Source organism: Pseudomonas sp. B611 (assembly GCF_055407965.1).
Genome location: NZ_JBUZST010000006.1, coordinates 111,386 through 130,329, shown reverse-complemented (window position 1 = coordinate 130,329; position 18,944 = coordinate 111,386). Strand labels below are relative to the sequence as shown.

General features: G+C 60.8%; 12 protein-coding genes. 3 read left to right on the top strand and 9 right to left on the bottom strand.

Annotation, left to right across the window (positions count from 1 at the left end):
- Positions 1-3 precede the first annotated feature (3 nt).
- Positions 4-3,900 (bottom strand): phosphoribosylformylglycinamidine synthase, encoded by a 3,897-nt coding sequence (gene purL, locus ACZRMO_RS15400; RefSeq protein ID WP_463973372.1) that lies wholly within the window; start codon positions 3,898-3,900, stop codon positions 4-6.
- A 286-nt stretch (positions 3,901-4,186) separates the two neighbouring features.
- On the opposite strand from purL, the gene mltF reads away from it, so the two are divergent.
- Positions 4,187-5,647: a membrane-bound lytic murein transglycosylase MltF gene (gene mltF / locus ACZRMO_RS15395; protein WP_257780321.1), complete on the top strand. Its 1,461-nt coding sequence runs from the start codon at positions 4,187-4,189 to the stop codon at positions 5,645-5,647.
- Between the two features lie 155 nt (positions 5,648-5,802).
- Here the strand turns inward: mltF and ACZRMO_RS15390 are convergent, their stop codons facing one another.
- From ACZRMO_RS15390 to treP, 5 genes are all read right to left on the bottom strand, one after another.
- Positions 5,803-6,075 carry a PTS transporter subunit EIIB gene (locus ACZRMO_RS15390; protein WP_463973371.1) on the bottom strand — a complete coding sequence of 91 codons (273 nt, stop codon included), beginning with the start codon at positions 6,073-6,075 and terminating at the stop codon, positions 5,803-5,805.
- 2 nt (positions 6,076-6,077) lie between these two features.
- Positions 6,078-8,594 carry a phosphoenolpyruvate--protein phosphotransferase gene (ptsP, locus tag ACZRMO_RS15385; RefSeq protein WP_463973370.1) on the bottom strand — a complete coding sequence of 839 codons (2,517 nt, stop codon included), beginning with the start codon at positions 8,592-8,594 and terminating at the stop codon, positions 6,078-6,080.
- A gap of 188 nt (positions 8,595-8,782) precedes the next feature.
- Positions 8,783-10,003, bottom strand: a complete 1,221-nt coding sequence (locus ACZRMO_RS15380; RefSeq protein WP_124525044.1) for a maltoporin — start codon at positions 10,001-10,003, stop codon at positions 8,783-8,785.
- Between the two features lie 69 nt (positions 10,004-10,072).
- Positions 10,073-11,719, bottom strand: coding sequence for an alpha,alpha-phosphotrehalase (gene treC, locus ACZRMO_RS15375; protein WP_463973369.1), 1,647 nt, complete (start codon positions 11,717-11,719; stop codon positions 10,073-10,075).
- Between the two features lie 124 nt (positions 11,720-11,843).
- Entirely contained in the window at positions 11,844-13,286 is a 1,443-nt protein-coding gene (gene treP / locus ACZRMO_RS15370) for a PTS system trehalose-specific EIIBC component (RefSeq protein ID WP_463973368.1), read from the bottom strand.
- A gap of 216 nt (positions 13,287-13,502) precedes the next feature.
- Here treP and treR point away from each other — a divergent pair, with 216 nt between their 5' ends.
- Entirely contained in the window at positions 13,503-14,207 is a 705-nt protein-coding gene (gene treR, locus ACZRMO_RS15365; protein WP_463973367.1) for a trehalose operon repressor, read from the top strand.
- Between the two features lie 248 nt (positions 14,208-14,455).
- Here the strand turns inward: treR and ACZRMO_RS15360 are convergent, their stop codons facing one another.
- A complete protein-coding gene (locus tag ACZRMO_RS15360; RefSeq protein WP_463973366.1) occupies positions 14,456-14,710 on the bottom strand; it encodes a helix-turn-helix domain-containing protein in 255 nt (84 codons plus the stop codon).
- A gap of 160 nt (positions 14,711-14,870) precedes the next feature.
- Between ACZRMO_RS15360 and ACZRMO_RS15355 the strand changes: the two genes are divergently transcribed.
- Positions 14,871-15,641, top strand: coding sequence for an APH(3') family aminoglycoside O-phosphotransferase (locus ACZRMO_RS15355; RefSeq protein WP_463973365.1), 771 nt, complete (start codon positions 14,871-14,873; stop codon positions 15,639-15,641).
- 67 nt (positions 15,642-15,708) lie between these two features.
- Here the strand turns inward: ACZRMO_RS15355 and guaA are convergent, their stop codons facing one another.
- A complete protein-coding gene (gene guaA, locus ACZRMO_RS15350) occupies positions 15,709-17,286 on the bottom strand; it encodes a glutamine-hydrolyzing GMP synthase (protein WP_124525050.1) in 1,578 nt (525 codons plus the stop codon).
- 80 nt (positions 17,287-17,366) lie between these two features.
- A complete protein-coding gene (gene guaB / locus ACZRMO_RS15345) occupies positions 17,367-18,836 on the bottom strand; it encodes an IMP dehydrogenase (RefSeq protein WP_017478674.1) in 1,470 nt (489 codons plus the stop codon).
- Positions 18,837-18,944: the final 108 nt, after the last annotated feature.

The following is an 18,944-nucleotide window of genomic DNA, read 5'->3' as shown; positions in this document are numbered from 1 at the left end:
GTCTTAGTTCACCCACACACGAGCGTTACGGAACATGCGCATCCAGGCGCCGTCTTCGTTCCACTCTTCCGGGCGCCACGAGTTCTGCACGGCGCGGAATACACGCTCCGGGTGCGGCATCATGATGGTGACGCGACCGTCGCGGCTGGTGAGGCCGGTGATCCCGCGCGGCGAGCCGTTCGGGTTGGCCGGGTAGGTCTCGGTGACCTTGCCGTGGTTGTCGACGAAACGCAGGGCTACGGTGCCGGACAGGTCGGCTTCAAGCAATGCCTCTTCGCTGGCGAATTCGGCATGGCCTTCACCGTGGGCAATGGCGATCGGCATGCGCGAACCGGCCATGCCCTGCAGGAAGATCGAGTTGGACTCCTGCACCTGCACCATGGCGACACGGGCTTCGAACTGCTCGGAACGGTTGCGCACAAAGTGCGGCCAGAACTCGCTGCCCGGGATCAGTTCGCTGAGGTTGGACATCATCTGGCAACCGTTGCACACACCCAGGGTGAAGCTGTCGTTGCGCTCGAAGAAGCCTTGGAACGCGTCACGGGCACGGCTGTTGAACAGCGCCGACTTGGCCCAGCCTTCACCGGCACCCAGCACGTCGCCGTAGGAGAAACCACCGCAGGCCACCAGGCCTTTGTACTCGTTGAGGTCAACGCGACCGGCGAGGATGTCGCTCATGTGCACGTCGATCGCATTGAAACCGGCGCGGTCGAACGCGGCCGCCATTTCCACCTGGCCGTTGACGCCCTGCTCACGCAGTACCGCCACTTGTGGGCGAATGCCTTTCTTGATGTAAGGTGCGGCGATGTCCTGGTTGACGTCGAAGCTGAGCTTGGTGCTCAGGCCCGGGTTGTCTTCTTCCAGGATCACGTCGAATTCCTGCTCGGCGCACTCAACGTTGTCGCGCAGACGCTGGATCTGGTAGCTGGTCTCGGCCCACTGGCGTTGCAGCAGACGGCGCTGGCCGACAAACACGGTGTCGCCGTTGAACGAGATATTGACCTCGCCGTTGTTGATCGGCTGACCGATCACCGCCACGCAGTCATCCAGGCCGGCAGCGCTGAACTGTGCAAGTACGTCCGGGGTAGCGTCTTGGCGAACCTGGATCACCGCACCCAACTCTTCGTTGAACAGGATGCCGTTGATCTCGGAAGCATCCTCGGCAACGCTGTCGAGTACGATGTTCAGGCCGCAGTGACCGGCGAAGGCCATCTCGACAACGCTGGTCAGCAAACCACCGTCGGAACGGTCGTGGTAAGCCAGCAGGTGGCCGTCGGCGTTGAGGCCCTGGATCACGGCAAAGAAGGCCTTGAGGTCTTCAGCGTCATCGACGTCCGGTGCCTGGCTGCCGAGCTTGCCGTGGGTTTGTGCGAGGATCGACGCGCCCATGCGGTTCTGGCCACGGCCCAGGTCGATCAGGATCAGATCGGTGGTGCCCTTGTCCATGCGCAGTTGCGGGGTCAGGGTCTGACGGATGTCGGTGACCGGCGCGAAACCGGTAACGATCAGCGACAGCGGCGAGGTGACGCTCTTGTCGGTGCCGTCTTCGTTCCAGCGGGTGGCCATGGACATGGAGTCCTTGCCCACCGGAATGGTGATACCCAGCTCCGGGCACAGTTCCATGCCGACCGCTTTGACGGTGTCGTACAGACGCGCGTCTTCACCCGGGTGGCCGGCAGCGGACATCCAGTTGGCCGACAGTTTGATGTCAGACAATTTACCGATACGCGAAGCAGCGATGTTGGTGATGGTCTCACCAATAGCCATGCGGCCCGACGCCGGGGCATCCAGCAAGGCCAGCGGGGTACGCTCGCCCATGGCCATGGCTTCACCGGTGTAGACGTCGAAGCTGGTGGCGGTGACGGCAACGTCGGCCACTGGAACCTGCCACGGGCCGACCATTTGGTCACGGGCAACCAGGCCGGTGATGGTGCGATCGCCGATGGTGATCAGGAAGCTTTTGCTCGCCACGGCTGGGTGGTGCAGCACGCGCTCGATGCTGTCGGCCAGTTCCAGCTTGCTTGGGTCGAAGTCATCGCCCAGCTCGGCTTCACGCACGGCGGATCGGTGCATGCGCGGGGCTTTGCCCAGTAGCACTTCCAGCGGCATGTCCACCGGGCTGTTGCCGAAGTGGCTGTCGGTGACGGTCAGTTGCGGCTCGGCAGTGGCTTCGCCGACCACGGCGAACGGGCAGCGCTCGCGTTCGCAGATGGCCTGGAAGCGTGCGAAATCTTCAGCACCGACGGCCAGAACATAACGTTCCTGGGATTCGTTGCTCCAGATTTCGTGCGGGGCCATGCCCGGCTCGTCGTTTGGAATGTTGCGCAGTTCGAAACGGCCACCGCGGTCGCCATCGTTGACCAGTTCCGGGAAGGCGTTGGACAAACCACCCGCGCCGACGTCGTGGATGAAGCTGATCGGGTTCTTGTCACCCAACTGCCAGCAACGGTCGATCACTTCCTGGCAGCGACGCTCCATCTCTGGGTTTTCGCGCTGTACGGAAGCGAAGTCCAGGTCCGCCGAGCTGGTGCCGGTGGCCATGGAGGAAGCGGCGCCGCCGCCCAGGCCGATCAACATCGCCGGGCCGCCGAGCACGATCAGCTTGGAGCCGACCAGGATCTCGCCTTTCTTGACGTGTTCTTCGCGGATGTTGCCCATGCCGCCAGCCAACATGATTGGCTTGTGGTAGCCGCGCACTTCATCGCCACGCGGGGTGGTGATGGACTGCTCGAACGTACGGAAGTAGCCGGTGAGGGCCGGACGACCGAACTCGTTGTTGAACGCGGCGCCGCCCAGCGGGCCTTCGATCATGATGTCCAGCGCGGTGACGATGCGCTCAGGCTTGCCGTACGGCACTTCCCACGGCTGTTCGAAGCCCGGGATCTGCAGGTTGGACACGGTGAAACCGGTCAGGCCCGCCTTTGGCTTGGCGCCACGGCCGGTGGCGCCTTCGTCGCGGATCTCGCCGCCGGAACCGGTGGCTGCGCCCGGGAACGGGGCAATCGCGGTCGGGTGGTTGTGGGTCTCGACCTTCATCAGGATGTGCACCGGCTCCTGCACCGCGCCGTACTGGCGGGTTTCAGGGTCCGGGAAGAAACGGCCGGCGACGGAGCCGACGATGACCGAGGCGTTGTCCTTATAAGCCGACAGAACGCCTTCGCTGTGCATCACGTAGGTGTTCTTGATCATGCCAAACAGGCTTTTTTCCTGGCTTTCGCCGTCGATGTCCCAACTGGCGTTGAAGATCTTGTGACGGCAGTGCTCGGAGTTGGCCTGGGCGAACATCATCAGTTCGATGTCGTGCGGGTTACGCTTCAAGCCGTTGAAGGCGTTGACCAGGTAGTCGATCTCGTCGTCGGCCAGGGCAAGGCCCAACTCGGTGTTGGCCTTCTCGAGGGCGGCGCGACCGCCACCGAGCACGTCAATCGCGGTCAGCGGCTTGGGCTCGGCGTGGCTGAACAGGCCGGCAGCCTGTTCCAGCTGGCTGACGATGATCTGGGTCATGCGGTCGTGCAGGCTGCTGGCGATCAGCTCGGCTTCGGCATCGCTGAACTGGCCGGCGACATAGAAGGCGATACCGCGTTCCAGGCGCTGGATTTTTTCCAGGCCGCAGTTGCGGGCGATATCGCTGGCCTTGCTCGACCAGGGCGAGATGGTGCCGAACCGTGGCAGAACCAGGAACAAGCGGCCGGTCGGCTCTTGAACGGGAACGCTTGGGCCGTACTTCAGAAGGCGTGCCAGCACTTGCTGTTCGTCGGCGGTCAAGACGCCGGTGGTTTCGGCGAAGTGAGCAAATTCAGCATACAGGCCTGTAACCGCTGGAACCTTCTGGCTCAGTTGCTCAAGGAGTTTGCTGTGGCGAAAGGCAGAAAGGGCAGGAGCGCCGCGCAGGATCAACATCTTCGGGACAGCCTCGGGAAGGGGTGTGCTTTGAGGCCGTGCATTCTAGCGTAAACCGTCGCCAACGGCACCCGAAACGGCACCGCTGGCCGCTGCCGAACGTCAGTTGGCCGGCTTTGCACGCTATCGGGGCAAAATCCGCGGTAGGTCGCGCAGTTATTTTAACCGTCACAATCCCTCGCCAAGCCCCATTTCTGCGGGCTGCAGCACGCTTTGCCGGCGTCTAGCAGACAACGCCAATGCTGTCGAGATATGGCGCCGTGGGCCGTTTGCGTATACTGCGCAGATGTTCTCCCCAACTGCTTTGCGCCCGCGATGTGCCAAATGGCTCTTCGCAACCGGACTCTTCCTGCTGCTCAGCGCCTGTGTTGATAAACCCAGCACGCTTGAGCGAATCAAGGAGGATGGCGTATTGCGGGTGATTACCCGGAACAGCCCGGCGACTTATTTCCAGGACCGCAACGGTGAAACCGGTTTCGAATACGAACTGGTCAAGCGTTTTGCCGACGACCTGGGCGTCAAGCTGGAGATCGAGACCGCCGACAACCTCGATGACCTGTTCGGCCAGTTGGGCAAGACCAACGGCCCGGTGCTGGCTGCCGCTGGCTTGGTCAGCAGCGAGCAGCGCCAGCAGCAGGTACGTTTCTCCCATCCTTACCTTGAAGTGACCCCGCAGATCATCTACCGCAACGGCCAGTCCCGCCCGACGAACGCGGCGGACCTGGTGGGCAAGAAGATCATGGTGCTCAAGGGCAGCACCCACGCCGAACAACTGGCGGCGCTTAAACAGCAGAATCCTGCGATTGAATACGAAGAGTCCGACGCCGTTGAGGTGGTCGACCTGCTGCGCATGGTGGACGAGGGGCAAATCGACCTGACCCTGGTGGACTCCAACGAAGTGGCGATGAACCAGGTGTACTTCCCCAACGTGCGCGTGGCGTTCGACCTCGGCAACGCCAGCAACCAGAGCTGGGCCGTGGCCGCCGGTGAAGACAACAGCCTGCTCAACGAAATCAACAGTTACCTGGACAAGGTCGAGAAGAACGGCACGTTGCAACGGCTTAAAGACCGCTACTACGGACATGTCGATGTACTTGGCTATGTCGGCGCCTACACCTTCGCCCAGCATTTGCAGCAGCGCTTGCCCAAATACGAGAAGCACTTCCGCGCCTATGCCAAGGAAGAAAAGGTCGATTGGCGCTTATTGGCGGCCATCGGCTATCAGGAATCGCTGTGGCAACCGGCGGTAACTTCCAAGACTGGCGTGCGCGGCCTGATGATGCTGACCCAGAACACCGCCCAGGCAATGGGTGTGTCCAACCGCCTGGACCCCAAGCAAAGCATCATGGGTGGCGCCAAGTACCTGGCCCGGATCAAAAGTGAACTCGACGACAGCATCGCCGAGCCCGATCGCACCTGGTTCGCCCTCGCCGCCTACAACGTCGGCGGCGGCCATCTGGAAGATGCGCGCACCCTGGCCAAGCGCGAAGGCTTGAACCCGAACAAGTGGCTGGACGTGAAGAAAATGCTGCCACGCCTGTCGCAGAAGCAGTGGTACAGCAAGACCCGCTACGGTTATGCCCGTGGTGGCGAGCCGGTGCACTTTGTGGCGAACATCCGGCGCTACTACGACATTTTGACCTGGGTGACCCAGCCGCAGTTGGAAGGCAACCAGGTGGTAGAAGGCAACTTGCATGTGCCGGGTGTGGATAAAACCAAGCCGCCCGAAGACAACCCGAAACTCTAAGACGACTATCTTTCAAACACTGCAAAACCCATGTGGGAGCGGGCTTGTGTGGGAGCGGGCTTGCTCGCGAAAGCGGTGGGTCAGTCAACACATGTAGCGACTGATACACCGCATTCGCGAGCAAGCCCGCTCCCACATTTGAATCTCCATTGGGCTTAGAGGCCGGTGAGCAGATGCACCACCCCGCCCGTCAGCACCATCACCCCCGGCACACCCGCCGCCTGCAACGCCGCATCATCCAACTTCGCCCCATCCAACAACTGCACCCTCACCCGCGTCAGCGCAACCCGCTGCTGCGACTTGAGGTTATCCGCGCCACCCAATGCCTTCAGCACCTCAGCCGACAACAACCCCGGCGCTGCCACAGTCTCGGCCACCAGATCCGGGGTCAGGGCCTTCCAGAACGCCCGCTGTAATTTCTCGAACATGCTCATAGCTCCACGACAGATGAGGTTTCAACGGTAGCCGCGTGGTACTGGCGCAGGGCCTCACGCACTTGGGCGGCTTCTTCCAGGCCCAGCACCTGGCGGGCGATGATCTGGCAGTCGGTCAGGTCCAGCTCGCGCACGGTGGCCTTGATGGTGGGGATCAACGGCACGCTGACCGACAACTCATCCACCCCCAGCCCGATCAACACCGGCACCGCCAGCGATTCGGAGGCCAACGCGCCACACACACCGACCCACTTGCCGTGGGCATGGGCGGCCTTGACCGTGGTGGCGATCAGGCGCAGCACCGCCGGGTGAAAGCTGTCGGCCTGGCTGGCCAGGCGCGGGTGGTCGCGGTCCATCGCCAGGGTGTATTGGGTCAGGTCATTGGTGCCGATGGAGAAGAAATCCACATGGGGCGCGAATACATCCGCCATCAGGGCGGCGGACGGGACTTCGATCATGATGCCCAGCTTGGGCAGCTCGGCAAGCCCCAGCGCCAGCGCTTCCTCCTGAAGAATTGCGCGTGCCTGGTGCAGCTCAGACAGCAGGCTGACCATCGGCAACATGATGTGCAGGCGCGCAAAACCCGCGCTGGCGAGGATCGCGCGGAATTGTTCGCGCAACAGTTGCGGGCGTTCCAGGCACAGGCGAATGCCGCGCAGGCCAAGGAAGGGGTTGGTCTCGGCGTCCATCGGCACATAAGCCAGTGGCTTGTCGCCACCGACGTCCAGGGTGCGCACCACCAAATTGCGCTCGCTGCCCAGGGCGCGGGCGATATCGGTGTAGGTCGCCGCTTGTTCTTCGGGGCTTGGCGCGCGATTGCGGTCCAGGTAGAGGAATTCGGAGCGCAGCAGGCCGACGCCCTCGCCGCCCAACGTCAACGACTGCTCGACTTCTTGTAGCGAGGCAACGTTGGCACTGACGTCGACATGATGACCATCGCGCGTGGTGGCCGGTAAAGCAGCGTGCGCCACCTCGCGTTGACGTCGCAGGATCTGCTGTTGACGTGCCGTTTCCAGCTGTTCGATTTCCGCCAGGTCGGGGTCCAGGTGCAGTTCGCCTTTGTCGGCATCCAGCAGCACCTGCTTACCGTTGGCCAGTTCCAACACCTGCACCGGCACGCCGCAAATTGCCGGCAAGCCCAGGGCACGGGCAAGGATCGCGACATGGCTGGTGGCACCGCCACCGACGGTGACAAATCCCAACACCTTGTGCGTATCGAGGCTGGCGGTTTGCGAGGGAGTGAGTTGTTCAGCGATCAGGATCGCCCGCTCCGGCAAATCCCAGGCGCTGTCTTGAAGGCCAAGGATCAGCTTGAGCACACGCTGGCCGACATCGGCCAAGTCCGCCGCACGTTCGGCAATCAGCGCATTGCCCAGGCCCTGGAACAGTTTGACGGTGGCGAGCGTGGCGCTGTTCCAGGCAAAGGCGGCGCTCTTGCCTTGCGCCAGCAGGTCGTGGGCATGTTCCAGTAAGGTCGGGTCTTCGAGCAATTCTTGATGAGCGCGGAAAATCTGCGCCTGGGCGCTGCCGCTGGCCTTGTCTTGCAAGGCTTGCAGGGCTTCGCTTGCCGCCAGCAGGCCGCGCTGCAAAGCGCCACGCTCAGCCGCTTCACCGCTGCCCGGTTCCGTGATGTTCAGCACGGGTTCGGTCACTTGCACCACTTGGCCAAACGCCGAGCCCGGCGATGCGCACACGCCGCGCAATAACGTCGACGACGATACCGGCTCAATCACTTCAGCCGGTGCCGCAACCGTCTCACCGCAGCCTTGCGCCAGCAATTCGACCAAGGCCTTGATCGCGGCGTCGGCATCCGTTCCCGCCGCGCTCACTTGCAGGGTGTCGCCGTGCACGGTTTGCAGGGCCATGATCGCCACCAGCGACTTGGCGTTGGCGCTCTGGGTTTGCTTGTGCAGGTAGATGCTCGCGCTGAAGCCTTTCGCCGCCTGGGCCAATACCGCGGCCGGACGCGCGTGCAGGCCGTTGGCGTTGGGCAGCGTCAAGGGTTTGGAGAACAATGCATCGCCCTCCTCCTCATCCACTGCGTCAACCGGCGCGCCTGGGGATAACTGCATCAATGGCTGGCCCACTTCGACCAGACCGTTCGCCAGCAAGGTAAACGGCTCGCCGCTGACCACCAGCATCAACGTCAACAAACTGCGGGCATGCAGCGCCACGTAGTCGGCGTCGAATTCAATCAGCGCTTGCCCGGCCTCCACCTGCTGGCCTTCCTGCACCAAGCGGGTGAAGCCTTTGCCTGCGAGGCTCACGGTGTCCAGGCCGATATGCAGGAGCACCTGCACGCCGTGGTCGTTGGTGATGCTGACGGCATGCCCACTGTCCTGGATATTGCTGATCACTCCGGCCAGCGGCGCGCAGAGGGTCTGCGAAGTCGGGTCGATGCACAGGCCGTCGCCAATCAGGCGGCTGGAGAATACCGGGTCGGGCACCGAGTCCAGCGCCAGCAGCACACCGGACAACGGTGCCAGCAGTTCCAGGGGGTTGGATGGGGTCATGACTTCACCTGTTGTTGTGTTCTGTAAAAATCATAGGGTGGATACAAATCTCTGGGGCGGCGGAGATCAACATGTGGGAGCGGGCTTGCTCGCGAATGCGGTGTGTCAGGCGACACATGCATTGGCTGATCGACCGCCTTCGCGAGCAAGCCCGCTCCCACATTTTTAGTCCGTGTACACCCACATACTTATTTCCACCAGTATTCGACTTGCACACCAAAATTCGACCCATGCCGCGCCGTTCCGTACGAACCCGTGTCGGACAACGCCGAACCCGCCGCCAGCTCATTCGCCGCGCGCTTGGCCGCTTCGTTCCAGGTTGCATAGGTGTAGTACAAACGCACTTCCGGGCGCGCCCAGAAATCCGGGCCTTTGGGCGACCAGGTCGGGGCAAAGGTAAATTTGCTCAGCTTGCGCGTACCGCCGCTGGCATCGACCTGGTCATGGCCCAGCTCGGTGACCAGCTTGAACTGCTCGCTGATGGCATACGCCGGGCGCACGCCGAGGGACATCCAGGTCTGGTCCTGGCTGCCGGGGCGAATATCCTTCTGGTACACCGCCTCGATCTGCCCGCCAAAACGCGGGGTCACCTGCCAGTCGAAAAACTCCACGGCGCGATAACTTTTGCTGCTCTTGTCCAGGAAGGTATCGCCGGTATAACCGAGCCCGGTGCCGGGGCCTTCGCCGTACTGCAAGGCGAACTTGTTCTTGCCGCCAAGGAAGGGTTTTTGTACGTGCTGTGCCGTGATCGCCCAACCGCTGTTGGTGTCGCGCCCGCCGGCTTTTTCGATGTAGCTCAAGCCCAGTTCCAGCTCGCCGCCGGGGTTGGTCTTGAAGCCGGCAACGTTGAAGTCGTGACGGGTGGCGTATTCCTTCTGGTACAGGTTGTCCTTGCGGGAAATCGCGTAGCTGTACTTGAGGTCGCCGATCAGCACGTCCTCGATACCGCCGCCCGTGGCGCTCTGGTTCCAGTAGTAGAAGTCGGAGATATGGATGTCGTTACGCTTGTAGTAACGTCGCCCGGCCCAGATCGAGCCGCCGTTGAGGCTGGGCAGGTTGGACCATTGCGCATACATCTGCGGCATGCGCGCCGAGCCGTTGTTCTCGCCCTGGAACTTCAACTCGCGGTCGTACTTGTTGTACAGCGACGCCATCGCATCGACGCTGAGCACCGAACCGTCGTCGAGGGTCAGCAGGTCCTGGCGCAATTCCAGCTCGGCGTATTGCTCACATTCGTTACCCAGGCGGTATTTGGATTGCGCCCCCGGCAACTGGAAACATTGCTGCGGGCCGCTGCCCGTTGACGTCCCCGCGCCACTGCGCAAATAACCGGCAAATTCCAGGGCCTGAGCGCCGAAGGGCAGGCTCAGACAGGATGCAACGAGGCCCAGCTTTATAGTTGTTTTCATGAAGCACTCCGATATTTTTATTATGGTTTTTGCAGCGCCCCGTGCTCCCACACGGGGGTACAACGGGTCTCAATCCTTGAGGTGCAGCACAAACGATTCGTACGGGCGCAACACCACCGTCGCGGTTTGCTGCGGGCAATCGCGGTAGTTGCTGATCAACAGGCGTTGCTCGGTTGCCGCGTTGATCACGTCAGCGGGCAGTTGGATTTCGCACGGCGTGCCGTAGAAGTTGTTCAACACCAGCAGGCGCTCGCCGTGGCCTTCGCGCAGGTAGGCCCAGACCTGAAGGTGGTCTGCCAGAAGTTGGCGGTAAACACCGTGCTGGATCAGCGGTTCATGGCGACGCAAGGCAATCAGCGCGCGGTAGTGATGCAGCACCGAATCCGGGTCATCCAGTTGGTTTTCGACATTGATGGTCGAGGCGTTGGCCGGGATACCAATCCACGGCTCGCCACTGCTGAAACCCGCATTGGGCGCGGCATTCCACTGCATCGGCGTACGCCCGTTATCCCGCGATTTCTGCATGATCGCGGCCATGCTCGACGCCTCGGACTCACCCGCATCACGCTTGAGGCGGAAGATATTCAGGGTCTCCACATCGCGGTACTGCTCGATGCTGTCGAAGCCCGGGTTGGTCATGCCCAACTCTTCGCCCTGGTACACATACGGCGTGCCCTGGAGGAAGTGCAGCGCGGTGGCGAGCATCTTGGCCGAGACCACGCGGTACTCGCCGTCATCGCCAAAGCGCGAGACCACCCGTGGCTGGTCGTGGTTGCACCAGAACAACGCGTTCCAGCCGCCGCCGGCCTGCATGCCCAGTTGCCAGTCGGAAAAGATCTGCTTGAGCTGGAGAAAATCGAAGTCGGCTTTCACCCACTTTTGCAGGTTCGGGTAATCGACTTTCAGGTGATGAAAGTTGAAGGTCATCGACAGTTCTTTCGACGCTGGATTCGAATAACGAATGCAGTGTTCCAGGCTGGTGGACGACATCTCGCCGACGTTGATCAGGTCGTGGCCTTCGAAGACTTCGCAGTGCATTTCCTGCAAGTATTCATGCACATTCGGACCGTCGGTGTAGAAGCGCCGGCCGTCGCTGTTGTCTTCGGGGAAATCGGCGGGCTTGGAGATCAGGTTGATCACGTCCAGGCGGAAACCGCCGACGCCCTTGTCACGCCAGAAGCGCATCAGCTTGAACACTTCGGCGCGCACCTTGGGGTTGTCCCAATTGAGGTCGGCCTGGGTGTGGTCGAACAGGTGCAGGAAATACTGGCCGGTTTGCGCCTCGTATTCCCAGGCCGAGCCGCCGAACTTGGATTCCCAGTTGTTCGGCTGGTCGCGCCAGATGTAGAAATCGCGGTACGGGTTGTCGAGGCTGCTGCGCGCCTGCTGGAACCATTTGTGTTCGATGGAGGTGTGGTTGACCACGATGTCGAGCATCAGCTTGATACCGCGTTTGGCGGCTTCGCTGATCAGCAAATCGCAGTCGGCCATGGTGCCGTAGCTGGGGTCGATGGCGTAGTAGTCGCTGATGTCGTAGCCGTTGTCGCGCTGCGGCGAGCGCAGGAACGGGGTGATCCACAGGCAATCGACGCCCAGCCATTGCAGGTAGTCGAGTTTGTCCACGATGCCCAGCAAGTCACCGGTGGCGTTACCCGCGTGGCTGTGGAAGCTTTTGGGGTAGATCTGGTAGATCACCGAGTGTTGCCAGTTTTGCATGGGGATTCCTTCAGTTGATTTTTGTGCTGGCTTTGCGGGCCTCATCGCAGGCAAGCCAGCTCCCACCTTTGAGTGTGTTCGCAAATCAAAATGTGGGAGCGGGCTTGCCCGCGAAAGCGATAGATCAGGCAACCCTGTACCCAGGCCGAACAATCTTCATGCTCAACCCACAGGTCAAAACAAACGGCACCACGATCGCAATCACCATCCCGATCACAAAACTCGGGATGTACTGCGGAATGATCGAGATAAACCCAGGCAAGCCACCGACACCAATGGCCGACGCCTGCACCTTGTTCAGCGACAGGAAAATACTGCCCAGCGCCGAGCCCAGCAGCGCGGCGTAGAACGGAAACTTGAAGCGCAGGTTCACGCCGAACATCGCCGGCTCGGTGATGCCGAAATACGCGGAAATCGCCGAGGTGGACGCCATGCTTTTGTCCCGCGCATTGCGGGTCATGTAGAACACCCCGAGTGCGGCGCTGCCCTGGGCCAGGTTGGACATGACGATCATCGGCCAGATAAAGGTGCCGCCCTGGGTGGAGATAAGTTGCAGGTCCACGGCGAGGAACATGTGGTGCATGCCGGTAATCACCAGCGGCGCATACAGCAGGCCGAAAATCGCCCCGCCGACCATTGGCGCCAGGTCGAACAAGGTGACCACGCCTTCGGTGATGAGGATGCCGAGGTGACGGGTCACCGGCCCGATGATCGCCAGCGCCAGCACACCGGTGACCACGATGGTGGTGATGGGCACGACCAGCAGCTGGATCGCATTGGGCACCCGCGCCCGCAGGTATTTTTCGATGACGCTCATCACATAGGCGGCCATCAGAATCGGCAGGATTTGCCCCTGGTAGCCGACTTTTTCGATCTTGAACCAGCCGAAGATATCGAAGTACGGCAGGCTCTGGCCGTCGAGGCCGGCGACCGCCTTGCCGTAGTTCCAGGCGTTGAGCAGGTCCGGGTGCACCAGCATCAGGCCGAGCACGATGCCGAGGATTTCACTGCCGCCAAACCGCTTGGCCGCCGACCAGCCCACCAGCGCCGGCAGGAACACAAACGAGGTGTTGGCCATCAGGTTGATCAGGCTCCACAGGCCGTCCAGGTTCGGGTACGCCTCCAGCAGCGTCTTGCCCTCGATGAACATGCCCTTGGCGCCCATCAGGTTGTTCACGCCCATCAACAGGCCGGCGATGATCAGCGCGGGCAGGATCGGCATGAACACGTCGGAAAATACCCGCACCAGGCGCTGCATGGCGTTGGTCTTGTCGGCGCCCTTCTTCTTCACGTCGGCGATGGTGGCGGCGGCGAGGCCGGTCTGTTCGCGCAGGGCGGCGTAGACCTTTTCCACTTCACCGGGGCCGATGACCACCTGGAACAGGCCGCCGGTAAAGAACGAACCCTTGACCAGATCGACCTGGTTCAGCGCACTGCTGTTGACCCGACTCGGGTCCTTGAGCGCCAGGCGCAGGCGCGTCACGCAGTGGGCGGCTTGCTCAAGGTTGTCGCTGCCCCCGAGGTGTTCGAGGATCTCGCGGGCAATATTCGAATAGTCGTGGCTCATGCTTGGTTTCCACTTTGATTTTTTTATTTGGGGGCAGTCATTGGCAGCACGCCGTGGGCAAAAGTACTCGTCTGTACGAGTTAAAGCAACAACTCGTACAGACGAGTTTGAAAAAGTTTATTCCGTGTAGGACCTGACTGACTGTAGGTCGAATGGACAAACCCCACCCATGCCACTAAGGTTCCTGCCTGAACGCAAAGGCACAGAGCCATCCCCATGAGCAAATACAACCAGATCTACACGGATCTGCTTGCCAGCATCACCACTGAACGCCTGCAACGCGGCACGCGCCTTCCCTCCGAAACCGAACTGATGCACAGCTACCAGGCCAGCCGTGGCACCGTGCGCCGGGCCATCGAGCAATTGCAGGAGCGTGGGTTCGCGCAAAAGATCCACGGCAAGGGCACCTTCGTGTTGTCGCCAAACCCCATCGAGTTCCAACTGGGCGGCATCGTCAGCTTCTACGAAACCCACGCCGACCTGGGCGATGACGTACGCACCGAAGTGGTGGAATTTACCCAGTTCCCGCTGGAAGGTTCGCTGCAGCAACATATCGAAGCCGAGCCGGGCACCCTGATTACCCGCATCAAACGGGTACGGCGCATTGGCGGCAAACGGGTGATCCTCGACATCAACCACTTCGTCGCCGAGCTGATTCCGGGGCTGGACCGCGAGATTGCCGAGCGGTCGATCTACGCGTTTATCGAACAGACCCTGCAACTGCAAATCGCCTACGCCCAACGCACCATCGAGGCCCTGCCCCGCAGCAAGGACGACCAGGCGCACCTTGACCTGGAAGGGCAAAGCCATGTGATCGTGGTGAGTAACCAGACGTTTTTGCAGGATGGGCGGCAGTTTGAGTACACCGAGTCGCGGCATACGTTGGATAAGTTTTACTTTTCGGATATTGCGCGGCGGTGAGCATGAGTCGGGAAGATCATTGCACTGAGATGCTCTTCGCCAGTCCTGCTGCCCAGGCAGCGGTCATCTTTTCCCCAACCGCTTCGAACTCTGGGTGAGTGCTTCGGTATTCTGAAAGCTCCGCCGTCGCGCGGGTCATGCTGTCTTGCACTCTGGCAAGCAGTTCGTTACAGCGAACTTCAGTCAAGCTGCATGCACTGCGCCCGAGTATTCCTGCTGGCACACCGCCTGCACCGATATACAGCCGCTCACTTTGACTCGTCATGGATGTTTCCCGATTTCAGCTCATCAAGGGTCTTGCGCCGACGCATGGGAATGGCAGTCAACCCATATCCCAAGCCCTCAAGAATCGCTGCGACCTTTCGAATACCCACTTCTGGAATGGTATTGTTTTCAATCCCCGAGATGGTCGCTCGGCTCATGCCATGCCGTTGCGCGAGCTGGCTCTGTGAAAGGCCGGCGGCCTTGCGCAGGCCCTTGATCAATGCTCCCAAATCGCCCATGCAAAATGCATCCCATACAATGCAAAACATATAAAAATCAACTTATGCACCATATACAATGCATTTAAGCTTGAATAGTCTTTTATCTGCATACGACGCCAGGCTGAGGGTTTCGGCTTGAAGTAGAGCTTGTACGGGTATCAATAGGAAAGAAAGCACCGTGAACATTCCGAAAAAATGGCGCAACCAATACCCCCATGCACTCATCGAACAGCAAACCATCGGCGAGTCGCGCGCCGACGTCTTCCGTCTGCGCCTGGACGACGGCACGGATCTGTTCCTGAAGTCCGAGCCCGTTGACGAACTCGGTGAGCTGGCAGATGAAATCGCGCGTCTTCGCTGGCTGCGGCAAATGAATCTGCCTGCACCCGTGGTTATCGATGAAGTGACAGAACACCATCGCCATTGGCTGCTGATGACCGCCGTGCCCGGACAGGACCTGGCCAGCGCCAGTGAGCTTTCTGCCGCGCAGATCATCAGTGTCCTGGCGACGGCGCTGCGGACATTGCACCAGGTCCCCGTTGCGCTTTGCCCATTCAATCATTCCCTTGAAGTACGTATCCCACGCGCTCAGGAGAATATTCGTGCAGGATTGGTGGACGGCAGCGACTTCGACGACGAGCGACTGGGGCAAAGCGCGGAGGTTGTGTTTGCAGAACTGTTGGCGACTCAGCCCACCACCCATGATCGGGTGGTGACCCACGGCGATGCCTATTTGCCGAACTTCATGGCATCAGACGGGCGCTTCAGTGGTTTTATCGACTGTGCACGCCTGGGGATCAGTGACCGCCATCAAGACTTGGCCCTGGCAGCCCAAAGCATCGAACGCGAGCTTGGCCAGGCGTGGGTGAAACCCTTCTTTGAGCTCTACGGTGTCGAGCCCGACGAGCAGCGCATGAAGTTCTACTGCCTGCTGGACGAGTTCTTCTAACCCCAAATGCAAAACCCCGGCACATGGCCGGGGTTTTGTTATTCAGTACTCACCTGCTAGCGCAGGATCATTCCCACTCAATCGTCGCCGGCGGCTTGCTCGACACGTCATAAGTAACGCGCGAAATACCTTCGATCTCATTGATGATACGGCCGCTGACAGTTTCCAGCAGTTCGTACGGCAGGTGTGCCCAACGAGCGGTCATGAAGTCGATGGTTTCTACGGCACGCAGGGCCACGACCCACGCGTAACGACGGCCATCGCCTACAACGCCTACAGACTTGACTGGCTGGAACACCACGAATGCCTGGCTGACCTTGTGGTACCAGTCGGCTTTGCGCAGTTCTTCGATGAAGATGTGGTCGGCGCGACGCAGCAGGTCGGCGTATTCCTTCTTCACTTCACCCAGGATACGCACGCCCAGGCCCGGGCCCGGGAATGGATGGCGGTAGACCATGTCGTACGGCAGGCCCAGTTCCAGGCCCAGACGGCGGACTTCGTCCTTGAACAGTTCGCGCAGCGGTTCTACCAGCTTGAGGTTCATTTCCTCAGGCAGGCCACCCACGTTGTGGTGGGACTTGATCACGTGGGCCTTGCCGCTCTTGGCGCCAGCCGACTCGATCACGTCAGGGTAGATAGTGCCTTGGGCGAGGTACTTGATGTTGTCCAGGTTGTTGGACTGGGCATCGAATACGTCGATGAAGGTGCGACCGATGATCTTGCGCTTTTTCTCTGGGTCGGACTCGCCGGCCAGGTTGTTCAAGAACTGATCTTCAGCGTTGGCGCGGATCACCTTGACGCCCATGTTCTCGGCGAACATGGCCATCACTTGCTCGCCTTCGTGCAGGCGCAGCAGGCCGTTGTCGACGAAGACGCAGGTCAGTTGGTCGCCGATGGCTTTGTGCAGCAGGGCAGCCACTACCGAAGAGTCAACGCCGCCGGACAGGCCCAGCAGTACGTTGTCGGTGCCGACCTGGGCGCGAACCTGGGCGATGGCGTCTTCAGCGATTTTCGACGGGGTCCACAGGGCTTCACACTCGCAGATGTCGAGGATGAAGCGCGACAGGATGCGGCCGCCTTGCTTGGTGTGGGTCACTTCCGGGTGGAACTGCACGCCGTAGTAGCGACGCTCGTCGCTGAACATGCCGGCGATCGGGCAGCTCGGGGTGCTGGCCAGGATGTGGAAGTCTTCCGGCATCTTGGTGACCTTGTCACCGTGGCTCATCCACACGTCGAGGCCGAACAGGCCGTCGGCGTCAACGTGGTCTTCGATGCCGTCCAGCAGGCGGCTCTTGCCGACCACGTCGACACGGGCATAACCGAATTCACGCAGCTCGGAACCTTCAACCTTGCCGCCCAGTTGCTCGGCCATGGTCTGCATGCCGTAGCAGATACCGAAGACGGGCACGCCCAGGTCGAACACGGCTTGCGGGCAACGCGGGCTGTTGGCTTCGTGCACGGACTCGGGGCCACCGGCGAGGATGACGCCTTTGGGTGCGAATTCGCGGATCGCTTCGTCGTCCATGTCGAACGGATGCAGTTCGCAGTACACGCCGATTTCACGCACGCGGCGGGCGATCAGCTGGGTGTACTGGGAACCGAAGTCGAGGATCAGGATGCGGTGGGCGTGAATGTCGAGGGCCATGAAGTCAGTCTCGTCTAATGAATCAGAAACAACTCGGGGCTGAAGAACAGCCCCGGTTACTTAACATTTTGCTGGAAGCATCAACCTACGCGGTAGTTTGGCGCTTCCTTGGTGATCTGCACGTCGTGGACATGGGATTCAGCCATGCCGGCGCCGGTGATCCTTACGAACTCTGGCTTGGTGCGCATTTCTTCGATGTCGGCGCTGCCGGTGTAACCCATCGAGGAACGCAGGCCGCCCATCAGTTGGTGGATGATCGCACTCAGGGTGCCTTTGTACGGCACACGGCCTTCGATGCCTTCCGGGACGAGTTTCTCGGCGCCTGCCGAGGAGTCCTGGAAGTAACGGTCGGAAGAACCTTGCGCCTGGGACATGGCGCCCAGCGAACCCATGCCGCGGTAAGCCTTGTAGGAACGGCCCTGGAACAGTTCGATCTCACCTGGCGCTTCTTCAGTACCGGCAAACATCGAGCCCATCATCACGCAGGAAGCACCGGCAACGATGGCCTTGGACAGGTCACCGGAGAAACGGATGCCGCCGTCGGCGATCAACGGAACGCCAGTGCCTTCAAGGGCAGCGGCAACGTTGGCGATGGCGCTGATCTGCGGCACGCCCACACCGGCAACGATACGGGTGGTGCAGATCGAGCCAGGGCCGATACCGACCTTGACCGCATCCGCGCCCGCTTCGGCCAGGGCCTTGGCGGCAGCGCCGGTGGCAATGTTGCCGCCGATCACTTGCACTTCAGGGAAGTTCTGCTTGACCCAACGCACGCGGTCGATCACGCCTTTGGAGTGACCGTGGGCAGTGTCGACCACCACCACGTCAACGCCAGCAGCGACCAGCGCGGCAACGCGGTCACCGGTGTCTTTACCGGTGCCGACCGCAGCGCCAACGCGCAGACGACCTTGGTCATCCTTGCTGGCCAGCGGGTAAGCCTTGGCTTTTTCGATGTCGTTGACGGTCATCATGCCTTTGAGGGCAAATTTGTCGTCGACGATCAGCACGCGCTCGATGCGGTGCTTGTGCAGCAGTTCGCGCACGTCGTTCTTGTCGGCGCCTTCCTTGACAGTGACCAGACGCTCTTTGGGCGTCATCACTTCACGGACGGTGACTTCAAGACGGTTTTCGAAACGCACGTCACGGGAAGTGACGATGCCGACCAGGTCGCCATCATGCAGCACCGGAACACCGGAGATGTTGTGCAGGCGGGTCAGGTCGAACAGGTCACGCACGGTGGCGTCGGCTTCGATAGTGATGGGGTCTTTGACCACACCGGCTTCGTAACGCTTGACCTTGCGCACTTCGGCAGCTTGCTGCTCGATGGTCATGTTCTTGTGGATGATGCCAATGCCGCCTTCCTGAGCCATGGCGATTGCCAAACGGGCTTCGGTGACGGTGTCCATGGCAGCGGAAACCAGAGGAATATTCAGCTCGATGCCACGGGTTAGGCGGGTCTTGAGACTGACTTCGTTAGGAAGCACCTCGGAATAACCGGGCACTAGGAGAATGTCGTCGAATGTCAGAGCTTCTTGGCTGATACGCAGCATCGCGGGGGCTCCCGAGCGGGAAAATGGAAGCGCGCCATTATATACATGCGCCCTGCCGGGCTCAATGTAAAACTCTGACAAACTTGGTAATACTGATAGATGGATTAA